Origin of the sequence: Rhodococcus sp. H29-C3, from assembly GCF_030063405.1 — a bacterium.
Classification (GTDB): domain Bacteria; phylum Actinomycetota; class Actinomycetes; order Mycobacteriales; family Mycobacteriaceae; genus Rhodococcoides.
In genome coordinates this window covers 531,110-553,492 of sequence record NZ_JASITC010000001.1, presented here as the reverse complement: position 1 = coordinate 553,492, position 22,383 = coordinate 531,110, and the positions used below count along the sequence as shown (strand labels likewise).

Below are 22,383 nucleotides of genomic sequence, written 5' to 3'. Positions count from 1 at the left end.
GTGCTTGGTAGGTTATCCTACTGAAGTGGATGGAAGCCAGGGGCAGGTTCGGCAAGGTATCTCGGGTGCGTCCGATGTGGAGTTCGCCGCCGAGGTTCGACAATGGTTGGCAGAGAATCTGAACGGGGAGTACGCAGCCTTACGTGGGCTGGGTGGACCCGGGCGGGAGCATGAGGCCTTCGAAGAGCGGCTTGCGTGGGATCGACACCTTGCGGCTTCCGGATGGACGTGCCTCGGCTGGCCGGAGGAACACGGCGGACGGGCGGCGACGCTCGATCAGCAGTTAATCTTCCACGAGGAGTACGCCAAGGCCGATGCGCCCGCGCGCGTAAGCCACGTCGGCGAGGAACTGCTGGGCCCGACGCTCATCGCGTTCGGCACCGAGGAGCAGAAGAAGCGCTTTCTTCCCGGCATCAATACGGTCTCCGAACTCTGGTGCCAGGGTTACTCGGAGCCCGGTGCAGGCTCGGATCTCGCAAACGTCTCCACGACGGCGCGCCTCGACGACCAGGGCTGGGTGATCAACGGCCAGAAGATCTGGACTTCGCTGGCACACGTCGCCGACTGGTGTTTCGTCCTTACTCGGACCGAGCCAGGATCCAAACGGCACGCAGGATTGTCGTATCTGCTCGTTCCCATGGACCAACCCGGTGTGACCGTTCGACCCATCAACCAGTTGACCGGAACGTCCGAGTTCAACGAAGTGTTCTTCGAGGATGCCCGGACCGAAGCGGATCTCGTCGTCGGCGAACCCGGAGATGGTTGGCGGATTGCCATGGGAACGCTGACCTTCGAGCGCGGAGTATCCACGCTCGGGCAGCAGGTCGGCTTCGCCCGCGAACTCGACGGTATCGAGGAAATTGCCCAGCGCAACGGTTCGGCCGCGGACCCGATTCTGAGCGACAGGCTGGCACGGGCGAGGATCGGACTGTCGGTGATGCGAGCGCACGCCTTGCGCACACTGGCAACCGTCGACGCCGGCACGGGCGGCGGCGAGGCATCGGTCTCGAAGCTCCTGTGGGCCAACTGGCATCGAGGACTCGGTGAACTCGCGATGGATGTGCTCGGTGCGAATTCACTGACTTACGAAGAAGAACTGACCAACCTGCAACGCCTGTACCTCTTCACTCGCGCCGACACCATCTACGGCGGATCGAACGAAGTGCAGCGCAACATCATCTCCGAGCGAGTGCTCGGCCTACCCCGAGAGGCGCGTCCATGACCGGACCACTGTCCACCCCACCGGCCGAGATCTCCGGCCATGGACTACTCGTCGGCCGGGTAGCCGTCGTGACCGCCGCAGCGGGAACCGGCATCGGCTCGGCGACGGCACGTCGGATACTTGCCGAAGGTGGCGACGTCCTCGTCTCCGACTGGCACGAGCGCAGGCTCGACGCCACCCGCGAGAGCTTGGCGGAGCAGTTCCCCGACGCCCGAGTCGAGTCCGCGGTGTGCGATGTATCGAGCACCGAACAAGTACGCAACCTCATCGACACGGCCGCCGAGCGGATGGGCCGCATCGACATCCTCGTCAACAATGCAGGTCTCGGTGGCGAAGTTCCCGTCGTGGACATGACCGACGAGCAGTGGGATCGGGTACTAGACATCACGCTGAACGGCACGTTCCGCTGCACGCGAGAGGCATTGCGGTACTTCCGTACTGCCGGTCACGGTGGCGTCATCGTCAACAATGCAAGCGTCCTCGGCTGGCGCGCGCAGAAGGGACAGGCTCACTACGCCGCCGCGAAAGCCGGCGTCATGGCGCTGACCCGCTGCTCCGCCGTCGAAGCAGCCGAATTCGGAGTGCGGATCAATGCCGTCGCACCGAGCATCGCAAAGCACGCTTTCCTCGCCAAGGTGACCTCCGAGGATCTTCTCGACCAACTGTCTGCGGACGAAGCCTTCGGCCGCGCTGCGGAACCGTGGGAAATCGCCGCAACCATCGCGATGCTGGCCAGCGACTACTCGAGCTACCTGACGGGCGAGGTGGTGTCCGTCTCCAGCCAGCGGGCCTGAGACGGGTCCCTCACTTCGTCGTCCGGCGAGGGTGCGGGGACAATAACTGGCTATGGAGATCGCTGTCTTTCTCGTGGCCCTCGCGGTCGGTGTCCTCACCGTCGCGGGCCTGGCCGAGCGACTGGGCGTTCCGCCGCCCCTACTGCTGATCGTGGTAGGGGTCGCGGCGTCCTACGCGCCGGGAATGCCGGAGATCCACCTCGAACCCGAGGTGGTATTGCTCGGACTGCTTCCGCCCCTGCTCTATGCGACGGCGATCCAATCCTCACTGGTCGATATCAATGCCAATCGCCGATCGATCCTTCTACTGTCGGTCGTGCTGGTCGCCGTCACGGCAATCGGCGTCGGCGCAATCGTGCACACCATCGTGCCGGATATCTCCTGGCCTGCAGCGCTCGCGATCGGCGCTGTCGTCGCACCACCGGATGCGGTCGCTGCCTCTGCCATCGGGCGCAGAATCGGCCTGCCTCGTCAAATAGTGACGATCCTCGAAGGTGAGTCGCTGCTCAACGACGCGACCGCCCTCGTCGCGCTGAGCACGGCAATCTATGCGCTGAGCAACTCGGTGAATGCCGGCCGGATCGGACTCGACTTCGTCATCGCGGCAGGCGGCGGCGTCGCAGTCGGGCTGGTGACGTTCTACGTTGTCGCCAAGGTTCGGCGCAGACTGACCAATCCGGTGCTGGACACCGCTATTTCCTTCGTCGTGCCGTTTGCTGCGTATCTCTTGGCCGAGGAGATCCATGCCTCCGGTGTTCTGGCGGTCGTCGTCGCCGGGCTGTTGCTCGGTCACGAAGCCCCGATTCTGCAGTCGGCGCAATCCCGGATCGCGGAGCGCATCAACTGGCGAACCATCGCCTTCATTCTCGAGAATGCAGTCTTCCTGCTGATCGGCCTACAGGCGTCGTGGATCGTGCACGACGTCGCCAAGAGTTCGCTCTCGCCTCTGACCATCGCCTCGGTGTGCGCAGCCACGCTCGTAGGCGTCATCGTGATCCGGATCTTCTGGGTATTCGTCTCCCGCTATGCCCTGGTACGCCCGGGCGCCGATCTCACGACAGGGACGGTCCCGTCGTGGCGCTACACGCTGCTCATCGGCTGGGCCGGAATGCGCGGGGTCGTCACGCTCGCTGCTGCCTTCATCATTCCGTTGGGCACCCAAGATCGAGAAGTTCTGCTTCTCATTGCTTTCACGGTCGTGGCCGGGACCCTGTTCCTTCAAGGACTGTCGCTTCCGCTGCTCGCCCGGCGACTGAAGGTCCCGTCACCTGATCCGATGGGTGACGCGTTGGCCCGCGCCACCCTGCTGCAACAGGCGTCGAAAGCGGGATACGCCGCGCTCGACAAGCTCGAATACGAGGACCCTCACGACATCGACACACTCGTTCGTCGACGCGTGGAGGAGCGTAACTACGCAGCATGGGAACGACTCGGCACCACCGCTGATCAGGAGACGCCCAGCGAGCTGTACGCCCGCGTCCGGGTGACCATGATCAAGGCCGAACGCGATCGAATTCTCGAGATCCGCAGTTCGGGAACGGTGCCGTCCGAGGTCGTCGGCGAAGTGCTGGGGATGCTCGACGTCGAGGAATCGATGATCGACGCAGCGAACGAGTCGCGTCGAGACATTCGAGCGTCGAACGAACTGCGTGGCCATCCTTCAGTCGCGTGCGCCGATCTCGACCGTTACCCGGAAGCGCAAACGCACTCCGACGGAACTTGCCACGAGTGCGTCCGCGACGGGACTGAATGGGTTGCGCTGCGCGCCTGCCTGGAGTGTGGCCACATCGGGTGTTGCGACTCCTCGGCGCGCCAGCACGCCACGGCGCACTTCCACGAAACAGGTCACCCCGTCATGGAATCTGCCGAGCCGGGGGAGAACTGGCGGTGGTGCTTCGTGCATCACCTGACGGCCTGACCCATGCACGTATGCAAAGCAAGTGCTTGGTTGGTATGATGTCCCGGTGCCCCGAACCCCCAAAGCCGTAGGGCGACGCGAAGAGCTGCTCGAGCTCGCCGCGACGCTCTTTGCCGAACGTGGCATGCGTGCAACGACGGTCCGTGACATTGCCGACGCAGCAGGGATCCTCTCCGGAAGCCTCTATCACCACTTCGACTCCAAGGAGTCGATGGTCGACGAGATTCTGCGGGGGTTCCTCGACGAACTCTTCGACAGCTACCACAAAATTGTGGCAGAGGGATTGGGTCCGCGGGAAACCCTGGAAGGCCTCGTAGTGGCGTCGTTCGACGCGATCGACCGTTCGCATTCGGCCGTCGCGATCTATCAGGACGAGGCCAAGCACCTCGTCGGCACCGAGCGCTTCGAGTACATCACCGAGCGTAATAGTGAGTTTCGTGAACTCTGGAACGGTGTCGTCGAGCGCGGTATCGCAGACGGCAGTTTCCGGCCGGATGTCGACGTCGAACTTGTCTACCGATTCATGCGCGACACAGTGTGGGTGGCAGTCCGGTGGTATCGCCCGGGTGGCAAGCTCACCGCGGAAGCCGTCGCGCAGCAGTATCTCGCCATCGTGCTCGACGGATTGTCGAGCACTCCCAAGTCCGTCACACGATCCCGCACGGCGTCAACCTAGGAGAGTCTTCCCATGCCCGAGGCCTACATAATCGACGCTGTTCGAACTCCGGTCGGTAAGCGCGGCGGTTCCCTCGCCGAGACGCACCCCGCAGATCTCGGTGCGAGCGTCCTGCGTTCCTTGATGGATCGGTCCTCGATCGATCCGCCCCAGATCGACGACGTCATTTTCGGTTGCGTCGATGCCATCGGTGGGCAAGCTGGAAACATAGCGCGCACAGCCTGGTTGGCGGCTGGATTCCCGGAGGAAGTACCAGGGGTCACCGTCGATCGTCAGTGCGGCTCGAGCCAGCAGGCGATTCACTTCGCCGCCCAGGCCGTCATGAGTGGGACATCGGATCTGATCGTCGCCGGTGGCGTACAGAACATGACACAGATCCCGATCGCGGCAGCGATGGTCGTGGGACAGCAGTACGGTTTCGAGACCCCGTTCAGTGGATCGAAGGGGTGGGAACACCGCTATGGCAAGCAGGAAGTCTCGCAGTTCCGCGGCGCCGAGCTCATCGCCGAGAAGTGGGACGTCACGCGTGAAGACATGGAGCAGTTCGCTCTGGCCAGCCATCAGCGTGCTCGGCACGCCATAGCCGAAGGGCGATTCGATCGCGAGATCGTCGGCGTCGGCGACTTCATGGTCGACGAGTGCCCGCGTGAGACGACTCTCGAGAAGATGGCTTCGCTCAAGCCACTCACCGAGGGTGGACGGCTCACTGCAGCCCTCGCCAGCCAGATCTGCGACGGAGCGAGCGCGACGCTCGTGGCCTCCGCAGCAGCAGTCGAGGCACACGGACTCACTCCGCGCGCCCGGATACATCACCTGAGTGCCCGCGGTGCCGACCCGATCTTCATGCTGAGTGCGCCGATCACGGCCACTAAGCACGCACTCGAGAAGGCCGGCCTGACGATCGACGACATCGACGTCGTGGAGATCAACGAGGCGTTCGCTCCCGTTGTCTTGGCGTGGTTGAAGGAGACCGGCGCTGATCCGGCCCGGGTCAACATCAACGGTGGTGCGATCGCTCTAGGGCACCCACTCGGCGCGACGGGGGCAAAGCTCTTTGCCACCATGCTGTGCGAACTCGAACGCACCGGTGGCCGTTACGGCCTGCAGACCGTCTGCGAAGGCGGCGGTACCGCCAACGTCACGATCATCGAACGGCTCTGATTCTCGCGTAGCACGCTGGCGTCGGGGCGAATGTCGGACCTGTGTGCGACCCTGTGGTCGTGACCGAGTTCGCCCCCGATGCCCCGGTGAGCAGTGCTGGGGCCAGCATCATGCATGCCGATCTGGACTCGTTCTATGCGTCGGTAGAGCAGAGAGACGACCCACGCCTTCGAGGCAAACCGGTATTGGTCGGCGGTGGGGTCGTGCTCGCCGCCAGCTACGAGGCCAAAGCATTCGGGGTCCGGACGCCCATGAGTGGCGCTCAGGCCCGAGCATTGTGTCCGCACGCAATTTTCGTTGCCCCACGCATGGATGCGTACATCGAGGCGAGCCGGGCCGTATTCGAGATCTTTCGTAACACCACTCCGCTCGTGGAGGGCATTTCCGTCGACGAGGCGTTCCTCGAGGTCGGTGGGTTAAGCAAAATTCGAGGCACTCCGGTTCGGATCGCTGAAAGACTGCGGCGTGAGGTCAAGGAGCAGGTTGGCCTGCCCATCACTGTCGGTATTGCCTGCACCAAGTTGCTGGCGAAAGTGGCCAGTGCAGTCGGAAAGCCCGACGGATTGTTGTTGGTTCCGCCCGGCCGTGAGCTCGAGTTTCTCCATCCGCTGAAGATCGAGCGGCTATGGGGCGTCGGGAAGATCACCGCGGACAAGCTTCATGCATTCGACATCGTGACGATCGGTGACATCGCCGCCCACAGTGAAGCCTCCATCGTGTCGATTCTCGGTAAAGGCGCGGGGCATCATCTGTATTCGCTCGCCAACAATCGCGATCCCCGACAGGTTCAGACGTATCGGGGACGCAGTTCCATCGGTGCGCAGCACGCACTCGGGAGCGGCCCGACGTCGTCGGCGGAGGTGAAGGTCTCCCTCATTGCCCTGGTGGATCGAGTGACACAGCGGATGCGCGCCGCTGAGCGCACCGGCCGCACAGTGGTTTTGAGCGTCCGGTTCGCCGACTTCACCCGCATCACACGTTCACACACGCTGGGCCGTGCGACAGCCGACACCCAGGCCATTCTCGACGCGTCCCTGACGCTTCTGCAGGACGCGGCGTCTCTGATCGCCGAGCGTGGGATCACCCTGGTGGGTATCACGGTCTCGAATATCGAACGCACGGGTGCCGAGCAACTCGAGTTGCAGTTCGACCGACCCCAGGACGCTCCGAGTGCTTCTGCGCTCGATACTGCTCTCGACGGCGTTCACACCAAATTCGGGAAGAGTGCTCTCACCAGGGGAGTTCTGTTGGGCCGCAACTCCGGGCTGTCGGTTCCACTACTCCCGGACTGACACGGTCAGTTCGAAGTTCTTCGGCATCAGAGTCAGCCGCTCCTCGATCTTCAGTCGGTAGTCGGGGTCGGCCCGAATGTCGAACTGCTGCAATATGGTTCCGAGGACGAGCACAGTCTCATGGATGGCGAACTGCCGGCCGATGCACGCTCGTTCACCCGTACCCCACGGCTTGTAGACGTGCCCCGGCCGTGACCGGACATTGGCGGACAGAAACCGATCGGGATCGAATGCGTCGGGGTTGTCGCCCCAGACCGAGTCTCGGTGCAAACCGGGGATGAGAACGAACGCCCAATCGCCCTTTTTCATCGTATGGATGCCGCCGATCGAGGTGTCCTCGCGCGCCTCGCGGGCGAATGCAGGCGCAGTCGGCCATAGCCGCAAGCTCTCGTCCAGGATGCGTCGAACCAGTCGGAGCTTGGGGACCTGTTCGAACTCCGGGGTCTGTGAACCCCATACCTCGTCGACCTCGGCGCGCGCGGCCTCGAGAATGTCGGGGTGCTGCGAGAGGTAGTACAGAGCGAAAGACAGCGCGCCCGAGGTGGTTTCGTGGCCGGCGATCAGGAACGTCACTATTTGCTGGCGAATGTTGATCTCGCTCAGGGCATTGGGATTGTCGGCGTCGCGCGCAGCATCGAGCATGATGTCGAGAAGATCGCCTCGACCGGACGTGCCGGCGTCGCGGCGAGTACGCACGATGTCGTCGAGAAGGGTTGCGATGTAGTGCTTGTCGCGTTCGTTCCCATGGTCAGCTCTGCGAAAAACGATGTCGGCCAACCATGGGATCGGCACGATTTCGCGTCGCTGATTGTGTGAAAGGACCCCGACCATCGCGTCGACGAAAGGGTGCGGCTTGTCGCGGTTGAACGAGTCGAACCCATAGCTGAATCCGGTTCTGCCGATGGTGTCGAGGGTCAGCTTGGTCATGTCGGCGGACACATCGACCTTGGTGTGCGAGCGCCAGTGTGCCGTGAGATCGGCTGCGACGTCGACCATGATGTGGTGGTAGCTGCGCATTGCGGGCTGGGTGAAGGCCGGTCGGAGTAGATCGTGTGCCTTCTGCCAGTTCGGCTCGTCCGAATGTGCAGTGAACAGAGCGTCGCCTCCGATCGAGCGCAAGCCCACGATAGCGGGGGATACGTGTTTGACGAACCGATGTTCGTCGCACAACTCCCCGGCCAGGTCGGCGCCTGAAACCATCACGTATTGGCGCCCCATGACCACTCGTTCGAAGATCGGGCCCAGTTTCTCGGCGAGGGCTATCGAATCCTGAACGGGCGTCGATGCGTGTACTCCGAGGACATCGCCGAGGAATGGGAGGCGCCTGCTCGGGTGCGGAAGTGCGTGCGTCGCCACGTCGACGTCGGTGACCATGCTGACCCTCTCGATTCACTACTGAACTCGAATACAACAGTGAACCTACTCGCTACTGAATCAGTGTCAACTTCTCACTCGGCGAAGCAATGTCGGTCCGTGCGACGGGCTGGCGCTTGTACGCAACGGGATAGATCGTGGCCGAAGTATCCCGGTAGGCGGTGGAGGTGTTGGATCCCCGTGGCCGTCGATCATCGAGAACGTCATTTCCGGAACGGTGACGACCTCGAATCTGCCTCGAGGTTCTGTGTGCATCTGGATCTTTTTCTTGAAGTCGATCTTCACGATCGGCTCCCTCCCGAGCGTCTATCCTCGGTGACGCGGCTCGCCATCGATGACGGTTTGTAGTGCGTCGCCGTAGCGTTCGACGATGTCATCGGTCGATGCTGCGAGCAGCCACGGACTCTCGACGACGTACAGGGCGGTCATCAACCCGGACAGCTGCGCTGCGAGCAGATGAGACCGTAACTCGGCGTCGCCCCCCGACAGTCGCGGAGCGAGTGGCGCAATGATCATCTGCTCGATCGCCTCCTGCAGGTGTTCGCGGACCACTGGGCGGTCGGATGCGCGAACGAGTGCTGCGTAGACGGCAGCCGAAGTGCCCACCTGTCGCTGACGTGTTCTGCGGACGACGAAATCGACCAAGGCGCTACCCAATTCGTCGAGTGGTCCCTGCATGACCTCTACGAACGCGTCGGACATCGTCATCGTGCGAATGAAGAGTTTTTCCTTGGACCCGAAATATCGAATGACGAGAGCTGGATCCACGCCCGCATGTCTGGCGATATCGCGGACCCCGGTGGCGGCAAAGCCTTGTTCGGCGAACAGTTGCGTCGCGGCGGCCTGTACGGCTTGGCGGTTGTGGGCGGTACCCGACCGGGCACCCTCGTCCGAGATTTCTGCCGACATTGCTGCGTCCTTTGATCGATGTAACGCTCCTCGGGAAACCATTGTAGTCAACAGTGTTGACAAATGCATGGTCAACACTGTTGACTGTTGTTTGTCATCATCGTTGACACTTGAACTGAAAGGTCTGTTGCGCATGCCACACTCCAGTGACCACCGGCATCCCGACTGGGATCAGGCCTTCGGGGCCGACACCGAAGCCATCGCACCCGCTCATATTTTGGAGCATTCCCAAGCATCGGCGCCCGCCGCCGGGGAAAGTCGGACCGCGTGGCGCTCCGTCGTCGAAGCGATGGTGTTTCCGATCTTCTTCGCCGTGATGTTCGCGCTCTGTTATGTGAGCGCCTTTCACAATCCGACGCCCCGGAATGTGGAAATAGTGGTCACCGGTCCGGAGTCCTCCACCACCGCACTCGTCGATCGACTCGCGAGCAAAGTCGAGGGCAAGTTCGACCTCCAGACATCGACAGACACCGCTGCAGCGATCGAACGCCTGCAAGGCCGCGAGATTGCCGGCGTCATCGAACTGGGTTCACCTATGACCGTGCACGTCGCGTCTGCTGAGGGGCCGGTGCTCGTGCAAGCCGTCGAGGGGTTGACCCAACCACTCGCCGCCGCCCAGGGACAGCCGGCGAACATCGTCGATCACGCGCCGCTCGCACCAGATGACCCCACCGGCCAAGCGTTGTTCTACCTGCTCGTCGTGTCCACGATCATCGGCTATCTGACGATCACCGTCCTCGCACAGGTTGCCCCGGCCATGCGGATGCGACCCAAGCTTGGAATTCTCGCTGCGATGTCCGTCATCGGTATCGCGTTGTCGTACCTCGTGTCGTCGATATTCGTGGGGTTCTACGCAGCTTCGTTCGTGGAGAACCTGGCGATGCTCGCGGTGATCTTCACCTATACCTTCACCGTCGGACTGGTCAGTATCCTGGCCAACAAGGTATTCGGCCACGCCGCGATCATGGTGGTGATGCTCCTCATGATCTTCCTGAACTTCCCCAGCGCAGGTGCGGCTATCCCGGTCGACTTCCTCCCCGGATTCTGGTCGGGCGTCAGCAACTTCTGGATCGGCTCAGGGGCGATGGATGCGGCCCGTTCCATCGTTTACTTCGGTAGTACTGGCGTCGACAAGGGACTGTTCATCCTGGGCGGATGGCTCGTCCTCACCGTGGCACTGCTGGTCTTCACCCACCGGCCCAAGAAGACGTCGAAGGATGTTGCGGCGCACGCCGCACACTGACCCGACAATGGGCGTGGACTCTCCGAGCATTCGGCGGAGTCCACGTCCATCTTTGTCTCGAAGTGCTGCCGAGTAACATCGCACACACGATGTCCAGCCCACGTAAACGCCTGTCACCTGATCTGCGACGCGCACAATTGCTCGACATCGGGTCCCGCCTGTTTGCCGAGCGGCCGTACGAAGACGTGTGGATCGAGGAAGTCGCCGACCTCGCAGGGGTCTCACGCGGCTTGATGTACCACTACTTTTCCTCGAAGCGTGACTTCTTCGCCGAGATCATTCGCGTCGAGTCGGCACGGATTCTCGAGATGACAGCCCCCGATACCTCGCTCCCGATCACCGAGCAGGTTGCAGCGGGGCTCGATGCATATATCGGTTACGTGCTCGCCCACGAACACGGGGTTCGCGCGGTCAACCGAGGGGCGATGTCCGGAGACACCGAGATCCAGGCGATGGTGACGGCCGAACTAGGGGTGCAGCAGGATCGCATCCTTGCCGCCCTTCCCCCGGAGGTCCGAGAGGACGAGGTTCTCAGAACGGCGCTACGGGGTTGGGTGTCGTTCGTGCGGGCTGTATGCCTCGACTGGATGGACCGCCGGACCATCTCCGAAGATGATCTGCGCGCACTGTGCCTACGGGCGCTCGAAGGACTTCTCAGGCACTAGAAGGATCGCACGACCAGGACTATCGTGGCGTCCATGTGCCGAAACATCACGACCCTGCGCGGGCTCGAACCGCACGCCACGGACGATGAGATCGAGGCCGCGGCAAGACAGTACGTTCGCAAGATCAGTGGCGTCCAGAAGACATCCGACGCCACCCGGGAGGCATTCGAGCAGGCCGTTGCGGAGGTAACTGCCACGACGCACCGGCTGCTCGACGCGCTGCCCGATAGACGTCGACCGCCCCCCACCGTCCCGCCCCTGCGCAGGCCCGAGGTCCAGGCGCGGACTGCCGCAAAGGCTTCCGCTTCCTAGCTCTCGGCTGGTCTGGCAGGTGGCGATATCGGTGGAGGGCGGTGACAGAAGGTTGATCAGCTAACGGTCGTGAACTTCTGGATGTCGTCGATACGACGCACAGCGTCCTCGACGATCGCGGAGATCAGCTCGGCGCACGTCGGCAGGTCTTCGATCATTCCGACAACCTGACCCGAAGCCAACACACCAGCACGCGTATCGCCGTCGACCAGGCCTGCTTTGAGCAGCATCGGGGTGTTCGCAGCCATGATGATCTGCTGCCACGTCCGATCGCTGCTGCGGCGCATCGCAATTCCGTCGCGGGCGAGATTCGACCACGTCATACCGGTCATCGACTTGAACTTGACAGCATTACCGACAGCGGCGAACAGGCCACGAGCGGGGTTCGACTGTTCGAGGCTCGTCACCAGCTCGGTGTTGAGCACCCGGTGCGGCATGCCGTCGACGCGTCGCGAGACGGTCGTGTCCTGCAGACCCCGTTTGAGGTACTCCTGCTTCACCGAATCGGGGACCGTGCTCTCCTGCGTCAACAGGAATCGGGTACCCATCGCAACGCCCGCCGCACCATAGGCCAGTGCCGCAGCGAGGCCGCGGCCGTCGTAGAAGCCGCCTGCCGCCACCACAGGGATGTCGACGGCGTCGAGCACGGACGGGAGCAGAAGCGTCGTCGCGACCGGTCCGGTGTGACCGCCGCCCTCGCCGCCCTGGACGATGACTGCGTCCGCGCCCCAGGCTGCAACTTTCTTGGCGTGCTTGGCAGCACCGATCGATGGAATTACTACTACGCCTGCCTTTTTGAGCAGCGCGATGAGTTCTTCCTTGGGTGCCAGTGCGAAGGAAGCGACACGCACGTTCTCCCGAATCAGGAGATCGATGCGTTGACGAGCGTCGGTGGCATCTGCACGGATGTTGACGCCGAAGGGCTTGTCGGTCAACGTCTTCGTCTTCGCCACTGCCGCTTCGAGCTCGGCGTAGGTCATCGTCGCCGATGCCAGGATGCCTAGGCCGCCCGCATTGGCGGTGGCCGCGACCAGACGCGGCCCGGCAACCCAGCCCATGCCGGTCTGAACGACGGGATGTTCGATGCCGACCAGTTCGGTCAGCGGCGTGCGAAGGCCGCTCATCCCTTGACCTCGCGGCTACGCGACCCCTTGGGATCGATGACGCCGAGCAGGGTCATCTCTTCGTCGGTGGGGAGCCTGGAGTCTGTGACATCGGCAGTGTCGAGTTCGAATCCGGTGTTCTCGAGCACCTCGTCGACGGTGACTCCGGGATGCACCGAGAGCAGGCGCATCGCGTGGTTCTCGCCGGAGAAATCGAATACGCCCAAGTTGGTGACGACCCGGTGCAGATCGTGGTGGGCGAACCCTGCGTTGTCGGTGATGCGGTCGTAACCGACACCGGACACCAGATCGACGGTCTCGGTGAAGACGCGTGCCGAGTGCCGCGCAATCCAGTAGCTGGTGCGGTGATTGATCGTGTTGCCGGGGGCGCCGCGGGACCCGAACATCTGTCGCGTCGGCTTGTCGTGCGGGCCGAAGTGCGAAATATTCTGGTTGCCGAACCGGTCGATCTGGTTGGCGCCCATCACTACATGACGTCGACCGCTGGCGACAACGTCGAATACCTTCCGGTACGGGATCCATCCCTCGATCGCGCCGGTGGCACCGAGTGCCGGTGTGTCGGCCATGAGATACGCCTCTCCGTCGGAGAGGAGTAGGTCGGGCTCGGTGGTGAGTTTGGCCAGGCGGGCGCCGATGCTGGGCATGAGGCCCATCGGACTTGCCATGATCTCGCCTGCGCCTGCGAACATGTCCGCGCATGCAACTGCGCAGATGTCCGCCCGGGTGATGTCGATGCCGCTCATGCGGACGCCCCTTCCTGATTTGTCAGCTGAGCGAAGCGCTTCCACCCGTCGGGTTCGGACGCTGCCTCCGCATACTGTTTCTGGAGTTCTTCGTCGCGACCGTAATCAGGTACGCACGAGGTGAATCCGGCACCGCCCGGTGCCTCCACGACGCCGTCGACCATCATTCGGTTCAGCAGGAGAGCCTGAGGGGGAGCGCTAGCAACGAGGTCTGCGGTATCGACGATGCGTTCGACGGAGACGAAACGCTGTTCGGCAGCGAGGCAGAACAAGTCGTCGAAGTACGGGTCAGGGCCGAGGTATGCGGCGTTGCCGTGGGCGTCGGCGAGGTTCAGGTGAACCAGCGCGGCGTCGAGTTCGAGAGCAGGCATCGCGATGAGTTCGCTGCCGTCGTCGTACGGCGAGACAACGGTCTTCAACTCGGGGAAGTACTTCGGCACATCGGAACCGAGACCTGCACGCATCGGCAGGAACGGTAGTCGCTGTGCGGCAGCCTGGAGGCCGGTGTTGACCATGCCCTCGTCGAGCTCGCGTATCTCGATCGCTCCGGCTGTCCGGGCTGCGGAGAAGTAGGGGTCGTACGGAATCGAGTCGAGGGAGACGAAGCCGAAGTAGAGCTTCTTCAATTTCCCTGCGGCACAGAGCAAGCCGACGTCGGGTCCGCCGAAGCTGACGACAGTCAAATCCGTCACGTCCGAGCGAAGGATCGCCTGGATGAGGGCCATCGGCTTACGACGCGATCCCCAGCCCCCGATGCCGATCGTCATGCCGCTCTTCAGCCGGCCCGCGACGTCGTCGGCGGTAAGCACTTTGTTGCGCATTGCTGTCATTTTCCTGCTGCTCCTTTGGCGCGTGCGAGATCGTCCTCGAACGATGCGCGGATCTCGTCGGCTGCTCCCGACAGGTTCAGTTCGAAGGTGAAGCCTTGCTCGTAGCGGTAGCTTCTGTGTACCGGCTGCAGATCGATACCGTTGAGTGCTTCCTTCGCGGCTCGGATCACCCGCGGGTCCTTGGCGGCGATATCGCGTGCGATTTCCAACGCCGTATCGTCCAGTTCCGCTCGCGGAACCACTTTGTAGACCGAGCCGTGGTGCTCCAACTGCTGCGCGGTGATGGTGGACGCGGTGAAGAACAGCGCGCGCATCAGGTGCTGTGGGACGAGTCGGGACAGGTGCGTCGCCGCGCCCAGGGCGCCACGGTCGACCTCGGGGAGTCCGAAGGTTGCGTCGTCGGAAGCCACGATGATGTCGGAGTTACCGACGATCCCGATGCCCCCGCCGAGGCAGAAGCCCTGCACGGCGCTGATGACCGGTACTGCGCAGTCGTAGACCGCCGCGAATGCGGCGGCACATCCCCGGTTGGCGTCGATGAGGCGACCGTGCCCGGAGTCGCGCGCGAACTCCTTGATATCGACGCCCGCACAGAACCCGCGGTTCTCGGCTCGCACGACCACGACGCGTGTGTTCTCGTCGCGGCTTGCTGCGGTGACTATGTCAGCGAAGTCGAACCATCCCTGCGTCGGATACGCATTGACGGGTGGGTAGTCGACCGTGACGACGGTGATTCCGTCGGTGGTGCTCGAAGTGATTGCCATTGATCAAGGATCCTCACGTAAGCTGAAAAACAAGCAAGTGCTTGGTAGGTTAACACGAAGACAGCGATATCGGTCTTCTCGAGGGTTCGGGGTCCTGCCCGAAAGCCTCGTTTCGACGGTTTGCCTCGAATTACAAGATCAACATGTCCGTCGATCAGGGGAAAACGGTCGACTACCGGGTATAGGGTTATCATTTCGTTATCGTTACGGCGCCTCATGCGGGCGGTGCCTCTCCGTTTCGGAAGGATGAAATATCCCGATGTCCATCGACTTCGCGGCACGTCTGAACAAGCTATTCAGTGTCGTGCATCCCCCTGGCCGCAGGCCCCACACCAATGCCGAAGTTGCCGACGCGCTCGCCGGCAACGGACATCAGATTTCCAAGCCGTACATTTCGCAACTCCGGTCCGGTCAGCGCAACAACCCGTCGAACGAAACGGTGGCCGCACTGGCTCGCTTCTTCAAGGTCGAACCGGACTACTTCTTCAATGACATCTACGCCGCCAAAGTCGATCACGATCTCGAACTTCTAGCGCAACTGAAGGGCTACGGCCTTCGTAGGCTGTCGATCAGGGCTTTCGACCTGTCCGAGGAATCGCAAAACCTGTTGAGTTCGATGGCTGAGAAGTTGCGAGCCAGTGAAGGTCTCCCGGAGGTTCCGCCGGACGGCACCGGATGAGGTTCCGCCGGACGGCACCGGATGGGGCGCGTCTTGCACGGCATTCGCACGCAGAATTGTAGATAGGTATGCCCGAGGCCAGCTGTTCAGGAAACTTGAGGGTTGCTGAAAAGTAGCTGATGCGGTTGAATCCTCAACACAGGATGGTCGAGTCGCTGGTTCGCCGTCGATAGTGCTGGCGAGGCGTTGGAGGGCAGTACTACAGTGACGGACGATCGCAGGGAAACGTTCGATGCACGCGACGGTGGAATTGCCATCGAGCAGCCACTCCTGCGCGCGGTGTTGTCCTATACCCCGAACGGCCGACCTGCTCCGCACCCGTCCGAGTGGGTAACGCTGCACTCCGAAGACGGCGCTGCAGCGGTACGACTACGGATGGCGTGCGCAACCGGAATTGACAACGCCATCAGTGGACCGTTCGACTCAGTGTTCTATCCGTTCGGCTCCTTCGACATCATCGTCCCGTCACGAAACCCGGGTCAGGGTGCGCTGCTGATGATTCAGTTGACCGGACCAGATGCGCCCACCCGATTCGAATTCGACGTCGAGCTACCCGCCTACTGGGCGCTGCGGGTGGAGGTCGACGGATCGGTGACAGCACTCGACGAGATGGGCAGAGGCATGATCTACCTCGGCGCGCCGTGGGCGTTCGACGCCGAGTCCTGCCGAGTACCGGTCCGCTACACGCTCGAGAACGGCAAGCTCGTAAAGAACATCGAACTCGACGCAGTCACTGCATTTCCGGTACTCGTAGATCCCGACCCCGACGCGATTCTCACTGGAGACGGGCGCTTGATCACCGAAACGTGGATTCCATGGCTCGCGCCGGGCAGCGATGATGTGACGCTGCCCGACACGAAAATGCCCCCGAATCACTGTGACTTATAGTCGAGAGGTTCAGATCCGTTCGATGATTGTGCCGGTGGACAATGCCCCACCTGCGCACATGGTGATCAATGCTGTCGAACCGTTGCGGCGCTCGAGCTCGTGTAGCGCCGTCGTGATCAGTCGAGAACCGGTGCTGCCGACCGGGTGACCGATTGCCAAGGCTCCACCGTTGACATTTACCTTGTCCATGTCGGGCTTGTGCACCGAAGCCCAGGACAGTAGAACCGAAGCGAACGCCTCGTTGACCTCGAACAGGTCCAGGTCGCCGATCTTCATCCCGCTCTGCTCGAGGACCCGCGTGGTGGCCTGCACCGGGCCGTCGAGGTGGAACTCGGGCTCCGCTCCGACCAGGCACTGCGAGACTATGCGTGCACGAGGGGTGTAACCGAGCTCTCTGGCTCGATCCTCATCCATCAGGATGACGGCGGCGGCGCCGTCGGAAATCTGAGACGAGGTACCTGCAGTGTGCATTCCGCCGTCCATCACGGGCTTGAGCTTCGCCAGCGATTCCGCTGTCGTGTCACGCAAGCCCTGATCCCGGCTCACGGTCTCGTCCCCGACCTGTACCGACATAACTTCACGGTCGAAGCGACCCTCCTCCCATGCCGCCTTGGCGAGGGCCTGCGACCGAACGCCGAGGACTTCGAGGTCAGTTCGGGTGATGCCGCGGCGTCGTGCTATCCGCTCTGCGGCTTCGAACTGATTCGGCATGTCGATGCTCCACGAATCCGGCCGTCTCGGTCCGGCGTTCTCGCCGACATTGGCTCCGAGAGGAACGCGGCTCATGGCTTCGACACCGCAGGCCATTCCGGTATCGATGGCTCCGATCGAAATCAAACCGGCGATCAGGTGGTTGGCCTGTTGCGCCGAGCCGCACTGAGCGTCGATCGTCATTGCACCGCTCTGCCACGGCAGGCCCGCGTGAAGCCATGCAGTCCTGGTGATGTTGTTCGACTGTTCACCAGCCTGGGTGACACATCCGCCGATGACTTGCTGGACCAACTCGGGGGCGACGCCGAGTCGCTCGATTGCGCCGGTCTGGGCAAGGCCGAGCAATTCGGCAGCGTGCAGACCCGACAGCCATCCACCTCGCTTGCCGATCGGTGTACGGACGGCCTCGACGATAACGGGATTGCCCACTGCGGGCTCCTCTCTCTTCAATCAAAAGTAGAACAGGTTCCATCTTACTGTTAATGGGCGTTGACCGTATCTTCTTCCCTATCTCGACCCCTTGTGTTTGAATAAAGCTAGAACGTGTTCCAAAAGAGCGCGGCCCGTGAAAGTGGCTCCGAGCAGCAGCGCAGCCTGCTCGGAGGCCCCGAACAGGACCGCAGCCTGTGTATCGACCCAAGAAACTGTCAGGAGAGCAAGTGACAGACCTACATCAGGACCTCATTCGTCCCGATTTGCCGGAGGGCTTCGACCCGACCGACCCCAGTATCTACGAACAGAGGATACCGGTAGAAGAGTTCGCCGAGCTTCGCAAAACAGCTCCGGTCTGGTGGTGCCCGCAGCCGCGCAACGTCGGTGGATTCGACGACGACGGATACTGGGTCGTCACCAAGCATGCCGAGATCAAAGAGATCTCCAAGCGCAGCGACGTCTTCTCGAGCTTCGAGAACACCGCGATGCCGCGATTCAACGACGACATCACACGCGAGCAGGTCGAACTGCAGCGGTTCGTGATGATCAACCAGGACGCTCCCCAGCACACCAAGACCCGCAAGATCGTCGCCAAGGGATTCACCCCTAGAGCGATCGGTGGCCTGCACGACGAGTTGGAGCGTCGTGCGCAGGAGATCGTCAAGAAGGCGGCAGAGAATCCAACCGGTGACTTCGTCACCGAAATCGCCTCGGAGTTGCCGTTGCAGGCCATCGCCGATCTGCTCGGGATCCCGCAGGAGGATCGCAAGAAGATCTTCGATTGGTCCAACGAGATGACCGCATACGACGACCCGGAGTTCGACATCGACCCGGTCGAGGCGTCGACCCAGATCCTCGGGTACGCGTACGGCATCGCGGACGAGCGTCGAAAGTGCCCCAAGGACGACATCATCACCACCCTGATCAACGCCGACATCGACGGTGATCACCTCGCACCCGAGGAATTCGGCTTCTTCGTGATCATCCTTGCCGTCGCGGGCAACGAGACCACCCGCAACGCGCTCACCCATGGGATGGGTGCGTTCATCGACAATCCTGAGCAGTGGGAGTTGTACAAGAAGGAGCGCCCGGACACCACGGCCGACGAAGTCGTCCGTTATGCCACCCCGGTCACCTCCTTCCAGCGCACCGCGAATCAGGATTTCGACCTGAACGGCACTATGATCAAGGCCGGTGAACGAGTCGTGATGTTCTACGGCTCCGCGAACTTCGACGAAGACGTCTTCGAGGATCCGTACAAGTTCGACATCCTACGAGACCCGAACCCGCACCTCGGCTTCGGTGGCCACGGCGCTCACTACTGCATCGGGGCGAATCTCGCGCGGATGGAGATCAATCTGATGTTCAACGCGATCGCCGACCACATCCCCGACATCTCCAAGCTCGGCGATCCCCGGCGTCTACGCTCGGGTTGGCTCAACGGAGTCAAGGAATTTCAGGTCGACTACAAGGGCGGCTGCCCAGTCCCGCACTAAACCTGGTAGTGAACACGAGAGCGGCAGTACGTCTTCGTAAGACGTACTGCCGCTCTCGTATTCGTATGGCGTCTAGATGAACTTCTCCGCGAACTTCCGAAGCGAGTCCTGCTTCGCTTCCAGCGGACCGTCGAATGCGATGCCGTCGAATACCCACGGTACCGAGATGATGTCGGTGACACCGGCGTCTTCCAGTTCGGCGTAACCGTCCTTACCGAAGCGGTCGATGCACACGGTCTGGATCTCGAACGGCTTGTCGGCCGTGCCGTACTCTTCTCGGAGTTCTCGCAGGCGGGTGATGACGGTGACCAGATCGTCGAACTTGATCATCGCCGACGTCCACCCGTCACCTACTCGAGCAGCGCGTCGTAGCGCCACATCGGTGTGACCGCCGACGTAGAAAGGAACCGGCTTCGTAGGTGCCGGACTCATCTGAAGCTTGTCGAAATCGAAGAACTCGCCGTGGTACTCCACCATGCCGCCGCCGAGGATCGCCTTGAGGACCTCGATCATCTCGTCGACTCGTTTGCCACGCCTGGCGTACGGTGCCCCACACCATTCGAATTCCTCTGGAGCCCAGCCGATCCCGACACCGAATCCGAATCGATTGTCGGTCAGTGCGGCAACCGAACCTACTTGGCGGGCAAGTAGAACCGGATTGCGAGACCCGAGCTTGAGGACCTGGGTATAGAACTCGATGGTCGAGGTCACCGCACCCATTGCAGCTGCCGCGATGAGCGGATCGACCCATGGAGTTTCGGCATTCCACATTCGTGAGCCATCGGGTGTGTACGGATAATCCGTCGTCTGTGTTTCCATGTAGAACAAGGAATCCGGTAGTGCGATCGAGGAGAAACCGCACTCCTCGGCTGTCTTCGCCAGCACCGGCAGTTCGTGTAGCGGTGTCATTGCAATACCGACCGTGTACTTCATGGCTGTTCGCTCCCTACGACCCACATGGAGAAATATTGGGACCCTCCGCCGTAGGCGTGGCCGAAGGCTTTCTTGGCATTGTCCACCTGGTGGTCGCCCGCGCGGTGCATAACCTGCATTGCCGCCTCGGCAAACCTGATCATTCCCGACGCCCCGATGGGGTTGGACGACAGAACGCCGCCGGAGCAGTTGACCGGGAGCTTACCGCCCATGGCGGTGTCGCCTGCCTCGGTCAGTTTCCATCCCTGGCCCTCGGGCACGAATCCGAGGTTCTCGAGCCACATCGGTTCGAACCACGAGAACGGAACGTAAATTTCAGCAACATCGATCTCTTCGAGAGGATCGGTGATTCCCGCTGCCTTCCACAGTGCCGCAGCCGCATCGCGGCCCGCCTGGGGACTGACCTGGTCGCGTCCGGCGAACGTCGTCGGCTCGGTGCGCATAGACGTAGCGTGGATCCACGCGACCTTCTTGCCGTCCGCCTCACGAGCGTGGGCCGTGGCCTCGTCACCGATCACCACCGCGCAGGCCCCGTCGGACGACGGGCACGTCTCGTCGTACCGGATGGGGTCCCACAGCATCTGTGACGCCTGAACCGACTCCAGCGTGATATCCGGATGCTTCAGGTGCGCATAGGGATTCCGGCTACCGTTGAGCCGGTCCTTGACCGCCACCATCGCGCCGATGTGCTCGGGTGCATTCGATCGGCGAATATACGAGCGGATATGCGGGGCAAAGTATCCGCCGGCGCCAGCACCGACAGGCATGTTGAACGGCACCGGAATCGACAAGGCCCACATGGCATTGCTCTCCGATTGCTTCTCCCAAGCGACGGCGAGAACACGTTTGTGCACCCCGGACTGCACCAACGACGACGCCACGATGGCCGTCGAGCCACCCACCGAACCGGCAGTGTGGACGCGCAGGAGCGGCTTGCCAGTGGCGCCGATGGCGTCGGCCATGAACAACTCGGGCATCATGACGCCCTCGAACAGATCAGGTGCCTTGCCGATGACGACCGCATCGATGTCGTCCCACGACACCTCGGCGTCGATCATCGCGCGGTCGATCGCCTCGCGCACTAGTCCGGACATCGAGACGTCGTGTCGCTTGGCGACATAGTGAGTCTGGCCGGTACCCAGTACCGCAGCGGGTTGCTTGCTCACTTATCTTCCCTCCATGACGGCTACCAAGTTTTGTTGTAGCAGTGGGCCGCTCGTTGCATGCGCGAGAACCCGACCGGCACTGCCGTCGAAGATCCTCGACGCCGCATGGCCGATTCGCTCGAGTCCGGCGGAGAACATCGGGTTTCCCACCAGCGTGCCACCGGAGGGATTGATCGTCGCGGTCTCGGGGAGCCAGTCGGACAGAATCAGTTCCTGATGGGTGAACGGTGCGTGCAGTTCGGCCAGCTCGATGCCGGCAAGATCACCGCCCGACGCTTTCACTGCGGCGTTGTATGCCGACGGCGCCGTCGTCAGATCCCGTGCGCCGAAGTTCGGCGAATCGATCAAATGCTCGATCCCGCTTATCCACGCGGGGTTTTCGCGAAGGGAGCGCGCACGGTCACCCGCAGCGAGGACGATCGCCGACGCACCATCGGTCACCGGTGCGCAATCATGTGCGCGCAGGGGGTCTGCGATGTAGTCCGCCTGTAGCAATTTCTCGATGTCGAGGTTGCCGGACAACTGTGCCAAAGGATGAGCGCTGGCACGGTTGCGGACGGCGACCTCGGCCATTGCTCGCGCGTCCCACTTCCCGGCGTCGATTCCGGCCCGCGCCTGGAGTCCGGCGATGGACAGCGAATCCGGCCACAGTGGAGCGACGAGGTAGGGATCGAGTTGCATCGCAAGAATTTTCGCCAGAGTCCCCGCCGAAGACTTTCCGAAGCCGTACACCAGCGCTGTCTCGACCTCGCCTGTCATCAGTTTGATCCAGGCTTCGTACAGTGCCCATGCCGCATCCATCTCGACGTGAGACTCGTTGATCGGCGGGACCGCACCGATGGCGTCGATGGCGGAAATGAAAGAGAAAGCCCGTCCGGCCAGGTAGTCGGAAGAACCCGAGCACCAGAATCCGATGTCGGACTTCGTGATTCCCAATTCGGCATACAGCTGCTGGAAACATGGAACCAGCATCTCGACGCCGTTGGTGGTACCCGCCGTCTGTGCGACATTCGGTGCCTGTGCGAAGCCCACCACTGCGATATCGGTCATG

At 62.2% G+C, this 22,383-nt stretch carries 22 protein-coding genes; 12 read left to right on the top strand and 10 right to left on the bottom strand.

Translation table 11 applies throughout. The annotated features are described in order from the left end of the window. Positions 1–25 precede the first annotated feature (25 nt). The 6 genes from QMK32_RS02760 to dinB all read left to right on the top strand — a co-directional run bounded on the left by QMK32_RS02760 (position 26) and on the right by dinB (position 7,063). Positions 26–1,222, top strand: a complete 1,197-nt coding sequence (locus tag QMK32_RS02760; protein WP_283472828.1) for an acyl-CoA dehydrogenase family protein — start codon at positions 26–28, stop codon at positions 1,220–1,222. Next, complete coding sequence (locus QMK32_RS02755) at positions 1,219–2,016, top strand: SDR family oxidoreductase (RefSeq protein ID WP_186629594.1); 798 nt, start codon at positions 1,219–1,221, stop codon at positions 2,014–2,016. The genes QMK32_RS02760 and QMK32_RS02755 overlap by 4 nt, the downstream gene beginning before the upstream one ends. Positions 2,017–2,068: 52 nt before the next feature. Further along, on the top strand, positions 2,069–3,934 hold the full coding sequence (locus QMK32_RS02750; RefSeq protein ID WP_283472826.1) for a Na+/H+ antiporter: 1,866 nt from the start codon (positions 2,069–2,071) through the stop codon (positions 3,932–3,934). 46 nt (positions 3,935–3,980) lie between these two features. Continuing rightward, positions 3,981–4,610, top strand: coding sequence for a TetR/AcrR family transcriptional regulator (locus QMK32_RS02745; RefSeq protein ID WP_283472824.1), 630 nt, complete (start codon positions 3,981–3,983; stop codon positions 4,608–4,610). 12 nt (positions 4,611–4,622) lie between these two features. Further along, positions 4,623–5,771, top strand: a complete 1,149-nt coding sequence (locus QMK32_RS02740; RefSeq protein ID WP_269302661.1) for an acetyl-CoA C-acetyltransferase — start codon at positions 4,623–4,625, stop codon at positions 5,769–5,771. A 110-nt stretch (positions 5,772–5,881) separates the two neighbouring features. Beyond that, a complete protein-coding gene (gene dinB, locus QMK32_RS02735; protein ID WP_283473165.1) occupies positions 5,882–7,063 on the top strand; it encodes a DNA polymerase IV in 1,182 nt (393 codons plus the stop codon). Here the strand turns inward: dinB and QMK32_RS02730 are convergent. Both QMK32_RS02730 and QMK32_RS02725 read right to left on the bottom strand, forming a co-directional pair. Next, on the bottom strand, positions 7,049–8,437 hold the full coding sequence (locus tag QMK32_RS02730) for a cytochrome P450 (protein ID WP_283472822.1): 1,389 nt from the start codon (positions 8,435–8,437) through the stop codon (positions 7,049–7,051). The genes dinB and QMK32_RS02730 overlap by 15 nt on opposite strands. 306 nt (positions 8,438–8,743) lie before the next feature. Next, positions 8,744–9,346 (bottom strand): TetR/AcrR family transcriptional regulator, encoded by a 603-nt coding sequence (locus QMK32_RS02725; protein WP_269302665.1) that lies wholly within the window; start codon positions 9,344–9,346, stop codon positions 8,744–8,746. A 133-nt stretch (positions 9,347–9,479) separates the two neighbouring features. Between QMK32_RS02725 and QMK32_RS02720 the strand changes: the two genes are divergently transcribed. From QMK32_RS02720 to QMK32_RS02710, 3 genes are all read left to right on the top strand, one after another. Next, complete coding sequence (locus QMK32_RS02720; protein ID WP_269302667.1) at positions 9,480–10,589, top strand: ABC transporter permease; 1,110 nt, start codon at positions 9,480–9,482, stop codon at positions 10,587–10,589. 89 nt (positions 10,590–10,678) lie between these two features. Continuing rightward, on the top strand, positions 10,679–11,254 hold the full coding sequence (locus tag QMK32_RS02715) for a TetR/AcrR family transcriptional regulator (protein WP_283472821.1): 576 nt from the start codon (positions 10,679–10,681) through the stop codon (positions 11,252–11,254). Between the two features lie 33 nt (positions 11,255–11,287). Next, positions 11,288–11,566 carry a DUF2277 domain-containing protein gene (locus QMK32_RS02710; RefSeq protein WP_283472819.1) on the top strand — a complete coding sequence of 93 codons (279 nt, stop codon included), beginning with the start codon at positions 11,288–11,290 and terminating at the stop codon, positions 11,564–11,566. A 56-nt stretch (positions 11,567–11,622) separates the two neighbouring features. Here the strand turns inward: QMK32_RS02710 and ipdC are convergent, their stop codons facing one another. From ipdC to QMK32_RS02690, 4 genes are read right to left on the bottom strand one after another with little or no spacing between them, the layout of a single operon-like run. Then, positions 11,623–12,690, bottom strand: coding sequence for a (3aS,4S,5R,7aS)-5-hydroxy-7a-methyl-1-oxo-octahydro-1H-indene-4-carboxyl-CoA dehydrogenase (ipdC, locus tag QMK32_RS02705; RefSeq protein ID WP_283472817.1), 1,068 nt, complete (start codon positions 12,688–12,690; stop codon positions 11,623–11,625). Then, the gene (locus QMK32_RS02700; protein ID WP_269302675.1) at positions 12,687–13,433 is read right to left on the bottom strand and encodes a CoA-transferase subunit beta; all 747 of its coding nucleotides are present in this window, start codon (positions 13,431–13,433) and stop codon (positions 12,687–12,689) included. Before QMK32_RS02700 ends, ipdC begins: the two co-directional genes overlap by 4 nt. Then, positions 13,430–14,254, bottom strand: a complete 825-nt coding sequence (locus QMK32_RS02695) for a CoA transferase subunit A (RefSeq protein ID WP_442972315.1) — start codon at positions 14,252–14,254, stop codon at positions 13,430–13,432. The genes QMK32_RS02700 and QMK32_RS02695 overlap by 4 nt, the downstream gene beginning before the upstream one ends. 5 nt (positions 14,255–14,259) lie before the next feature. Continuing rightward, a complete protein-coding gene (locus QMK32_RS02690; protein ID WP_269302677.1) occupies positions 14,260–15,027 on the bottom strand; it encodes an enoyl-CoA hydratase family protein in 768 nt (255 codons plus the stop codon). Positions 15,028–15,286: 259 nt separating this feature from the next. On the opposite strand from QMK32_RS02690, the gene QMK32_RS02685 reads away from it, so the two are divergent. Together QMK32_RS02685 and QMK32_RS02680 are read left to right on the top strand one after the other, a co-directional pair. Further along, positions 15,287–15,706: a helix-turn-helix domain-containing protein gene (locus QMK32_RS02685; protein WP_269302679.1), complete on the top strand. Its 420-nt coding sequence runs from the start codon at positions 15,287–15,289 to the stop codon at positions 15,704–15,706. Positions 15,707–15,910: 204 nt separating this feature from the next. Next, a complete protein-coding gene (locus QMK32_RS02680) occupies positions 15,911–16,594 on the top strand; it encodes a hypothetical protein (protein WP_283472814.1) in 684 nt (227 codons plus the stop codon). A 9-nt stretch (positions 16,595–16,603) separates the two neighbouring features. On the opposite strand, the gene QMK32_RS02675 is transcribed toward QMK32_RS02680, so the two are convergent. Next, entirely contained in the window at positions 16,604–17,734 is a 1,131-nt protein-coding gene (locus QMK32_RS02675; protein WP_283472813.1) for a steroid 3-ketoacyl-CoA thiolase, read from the bottom strand. A 230-nt stretch (positions 17,735–17,964) separates the two neighbouring features. Here QMK32_RS02675 and QMK32_RS02670 point away from each other — a divergent pair, with 230 nt between their 5' ends. Continuing rightward, positions 17,965–19,233, top strand: coding sequence for a cytochrome P450 (locus QMK32_RS02670; protein WP_269302685.1), 1,269 nt, complete (start codon positions 17,965–17,967; stop codon positions 19,231–19,233). A gap of 72 nt (positions 19,234–19,305) precedes the next feature. On the opposite strand, the gene QMK32_RS02665 is transcribed toward QMK32_RS02670, so the two are convergent. Genes QMK32_RS02665 through QMK32_RS02655 form a run of 3 tightly spaced genes read right to left on the bottom strand, consistent with a single transcriptional unit; the run spans position 19,306 to position 22,382 of the window. Continuing rightward, the gene (locus QMK32_RS02665) at positions 19,306–20,166 is read right to left on the bottom strand and encodes a TIGR03619 family F420-dependent LLM class oxidoreductase (protein WP_283472811.1); all 861 of its coding nucleotides are present in this window, start codon (positions 20,164–20,166) and stop codon (positions 19,306–19,308) included. Beyond that, on the bottom strand, positions 20,163–21,332 hold the full coding sequence (locus QMK32_RS02660; RefSeq protein ID WP_283472809.1) for a thiolase family protein: 1,170 nt from the start codon (positions 21,330–21,332) through the stop codon (positions 20,163–20,165). Before QMK32_RS02660 ends, QMK32_RS02665 begins: the two co-directional genes overlap by 4 nt. Beyond that, positions 21,333–22,382, bottom strand: a complete 1,050-nt coding sequence (locus QMK32_RS02655) for a thiolase family protein (protein ID WP_283472808.1) — start codon at positions 22,380–22,382, stop codon at positions 21,333–21,335. It lies immediately after the preceding gene. Position 22,383: the final 1 nt, after the last annotated feature.

Excerpts from the sequence above, each read along its gene's own strand:
- QMK32_RS02755 (WP_186629594.1), top strand. The coding sequence starts at position 1,219 with ATGACCGGACCACTGTCCACCCCACCGGCCGAGATCTCCGGCCATGGA.
- QMK32_RS02750 (WP_283472826.1), top strand. The coding sequence starts at position 2,069 with ATGGAGATCGCTGTCTTTCTCGTGGCCCTCGCGGTCGGTGTCCTCACC.
- QMK32_RS02740 (WP_269302661.1), top strand. The coding sequence starts at position 4,623 with ATGCCCGAGGCCTACATAATCGACGCTGTTCGAACTCCGGTCGGTAAG.
- dinB (WP_283473165.1), top strand. The coding sequence starts at position 5,882 with ATGCATGCCGATCTGGACTCGTTCTATGCGTCGGTAGAGCAGAGAGAC.
- QMK32_RS02730 (WP_283472822.1), bottom strand. The coding sequence starts at position 8,437 with ATGGTCACCGACGTCGACGTGGCGACGCACGCACTTCCGCACCCGAGC.
- QMK32_RS02725 (WP_269302665.1), bottom strand. The coding sequence starts at position 9,346 with ATGTCGGCAGAAATCTCGGACGAGGGTGCCCGGTCGGGTACCGCCCAC.
- QMK32_RS02720 (WP_269302667.1), top strand. The coding sequence starts at position 9,480 with ATGCCACACTCCAGTGACCACCGGCATCCCGACTGGGATCAGGCCTTC.
- QMK32_RS02715 (WP_283472821.1), top strand. The coding sequence starts at position 10,679 with ATGTCCAGCCCACGTAAACGCCTGTCACCTGATCTGCGACGCGCACAA.
- QMK32_RS02710 (WP_283472819.1), top strand. The coding sequence starts at position 11,288 with ATGTGCCGAAACATCACGACCCTGCGCGGGCTCGAACCGCACGCCACG.
- ipdC (WP_283472817.1), bottom strand. The coding sequence starts at position 12,690 with ATGAGCGGCCTTCGCACGCCGCTGACCGAACTGGTCGGCATCGAACAT.
- QMK32_RS02700 (WP_269302675.1), bottom strand. The coding sequence starts at position 13,433 with ATGAGCGGCATCGACATCACCCGGGCGGACATCTGCGCAGTTGCATGC.
- QMK32_RS02695 (WP_442972315.1), bottom strand. The coding sequence starts at position 14,254 with ATGCGCAACAAAGTGCTTACCGCCGACGACGTCGCGGGCCGGCTGAAG.
- QMK32_RS02690 (WP_269302677.1), bottom strand. The coding sequence starts at position 15,027 with ATGGCAATCACTTCGAGCACCACCGACGGAATCACCGTCGTCACGGTC.
- QMK32_RS02685 (WP_269302679.1), top strand. The coding sequence starts at position 15,287 with ATGTCCATCGACTTCGCGGCACGTCTGAACAAGCTATTCAGTGTCGTG.
- QMK32_RS02665 (WP_283472811.1), bottom strand. The coding sequence starts at position 20,166 with ATGAAGTACACGGTCGGTATTGCAATGACACCGCTACACGAACTGCCG.
- QMK32_RS02655 (WP_283472808.1), bottom strand. The coding sequence starts at position 22,382 with ATGACCGATATCGCAGTGGTGGGCTTCGCACAGGCACCGAATGTCGCA.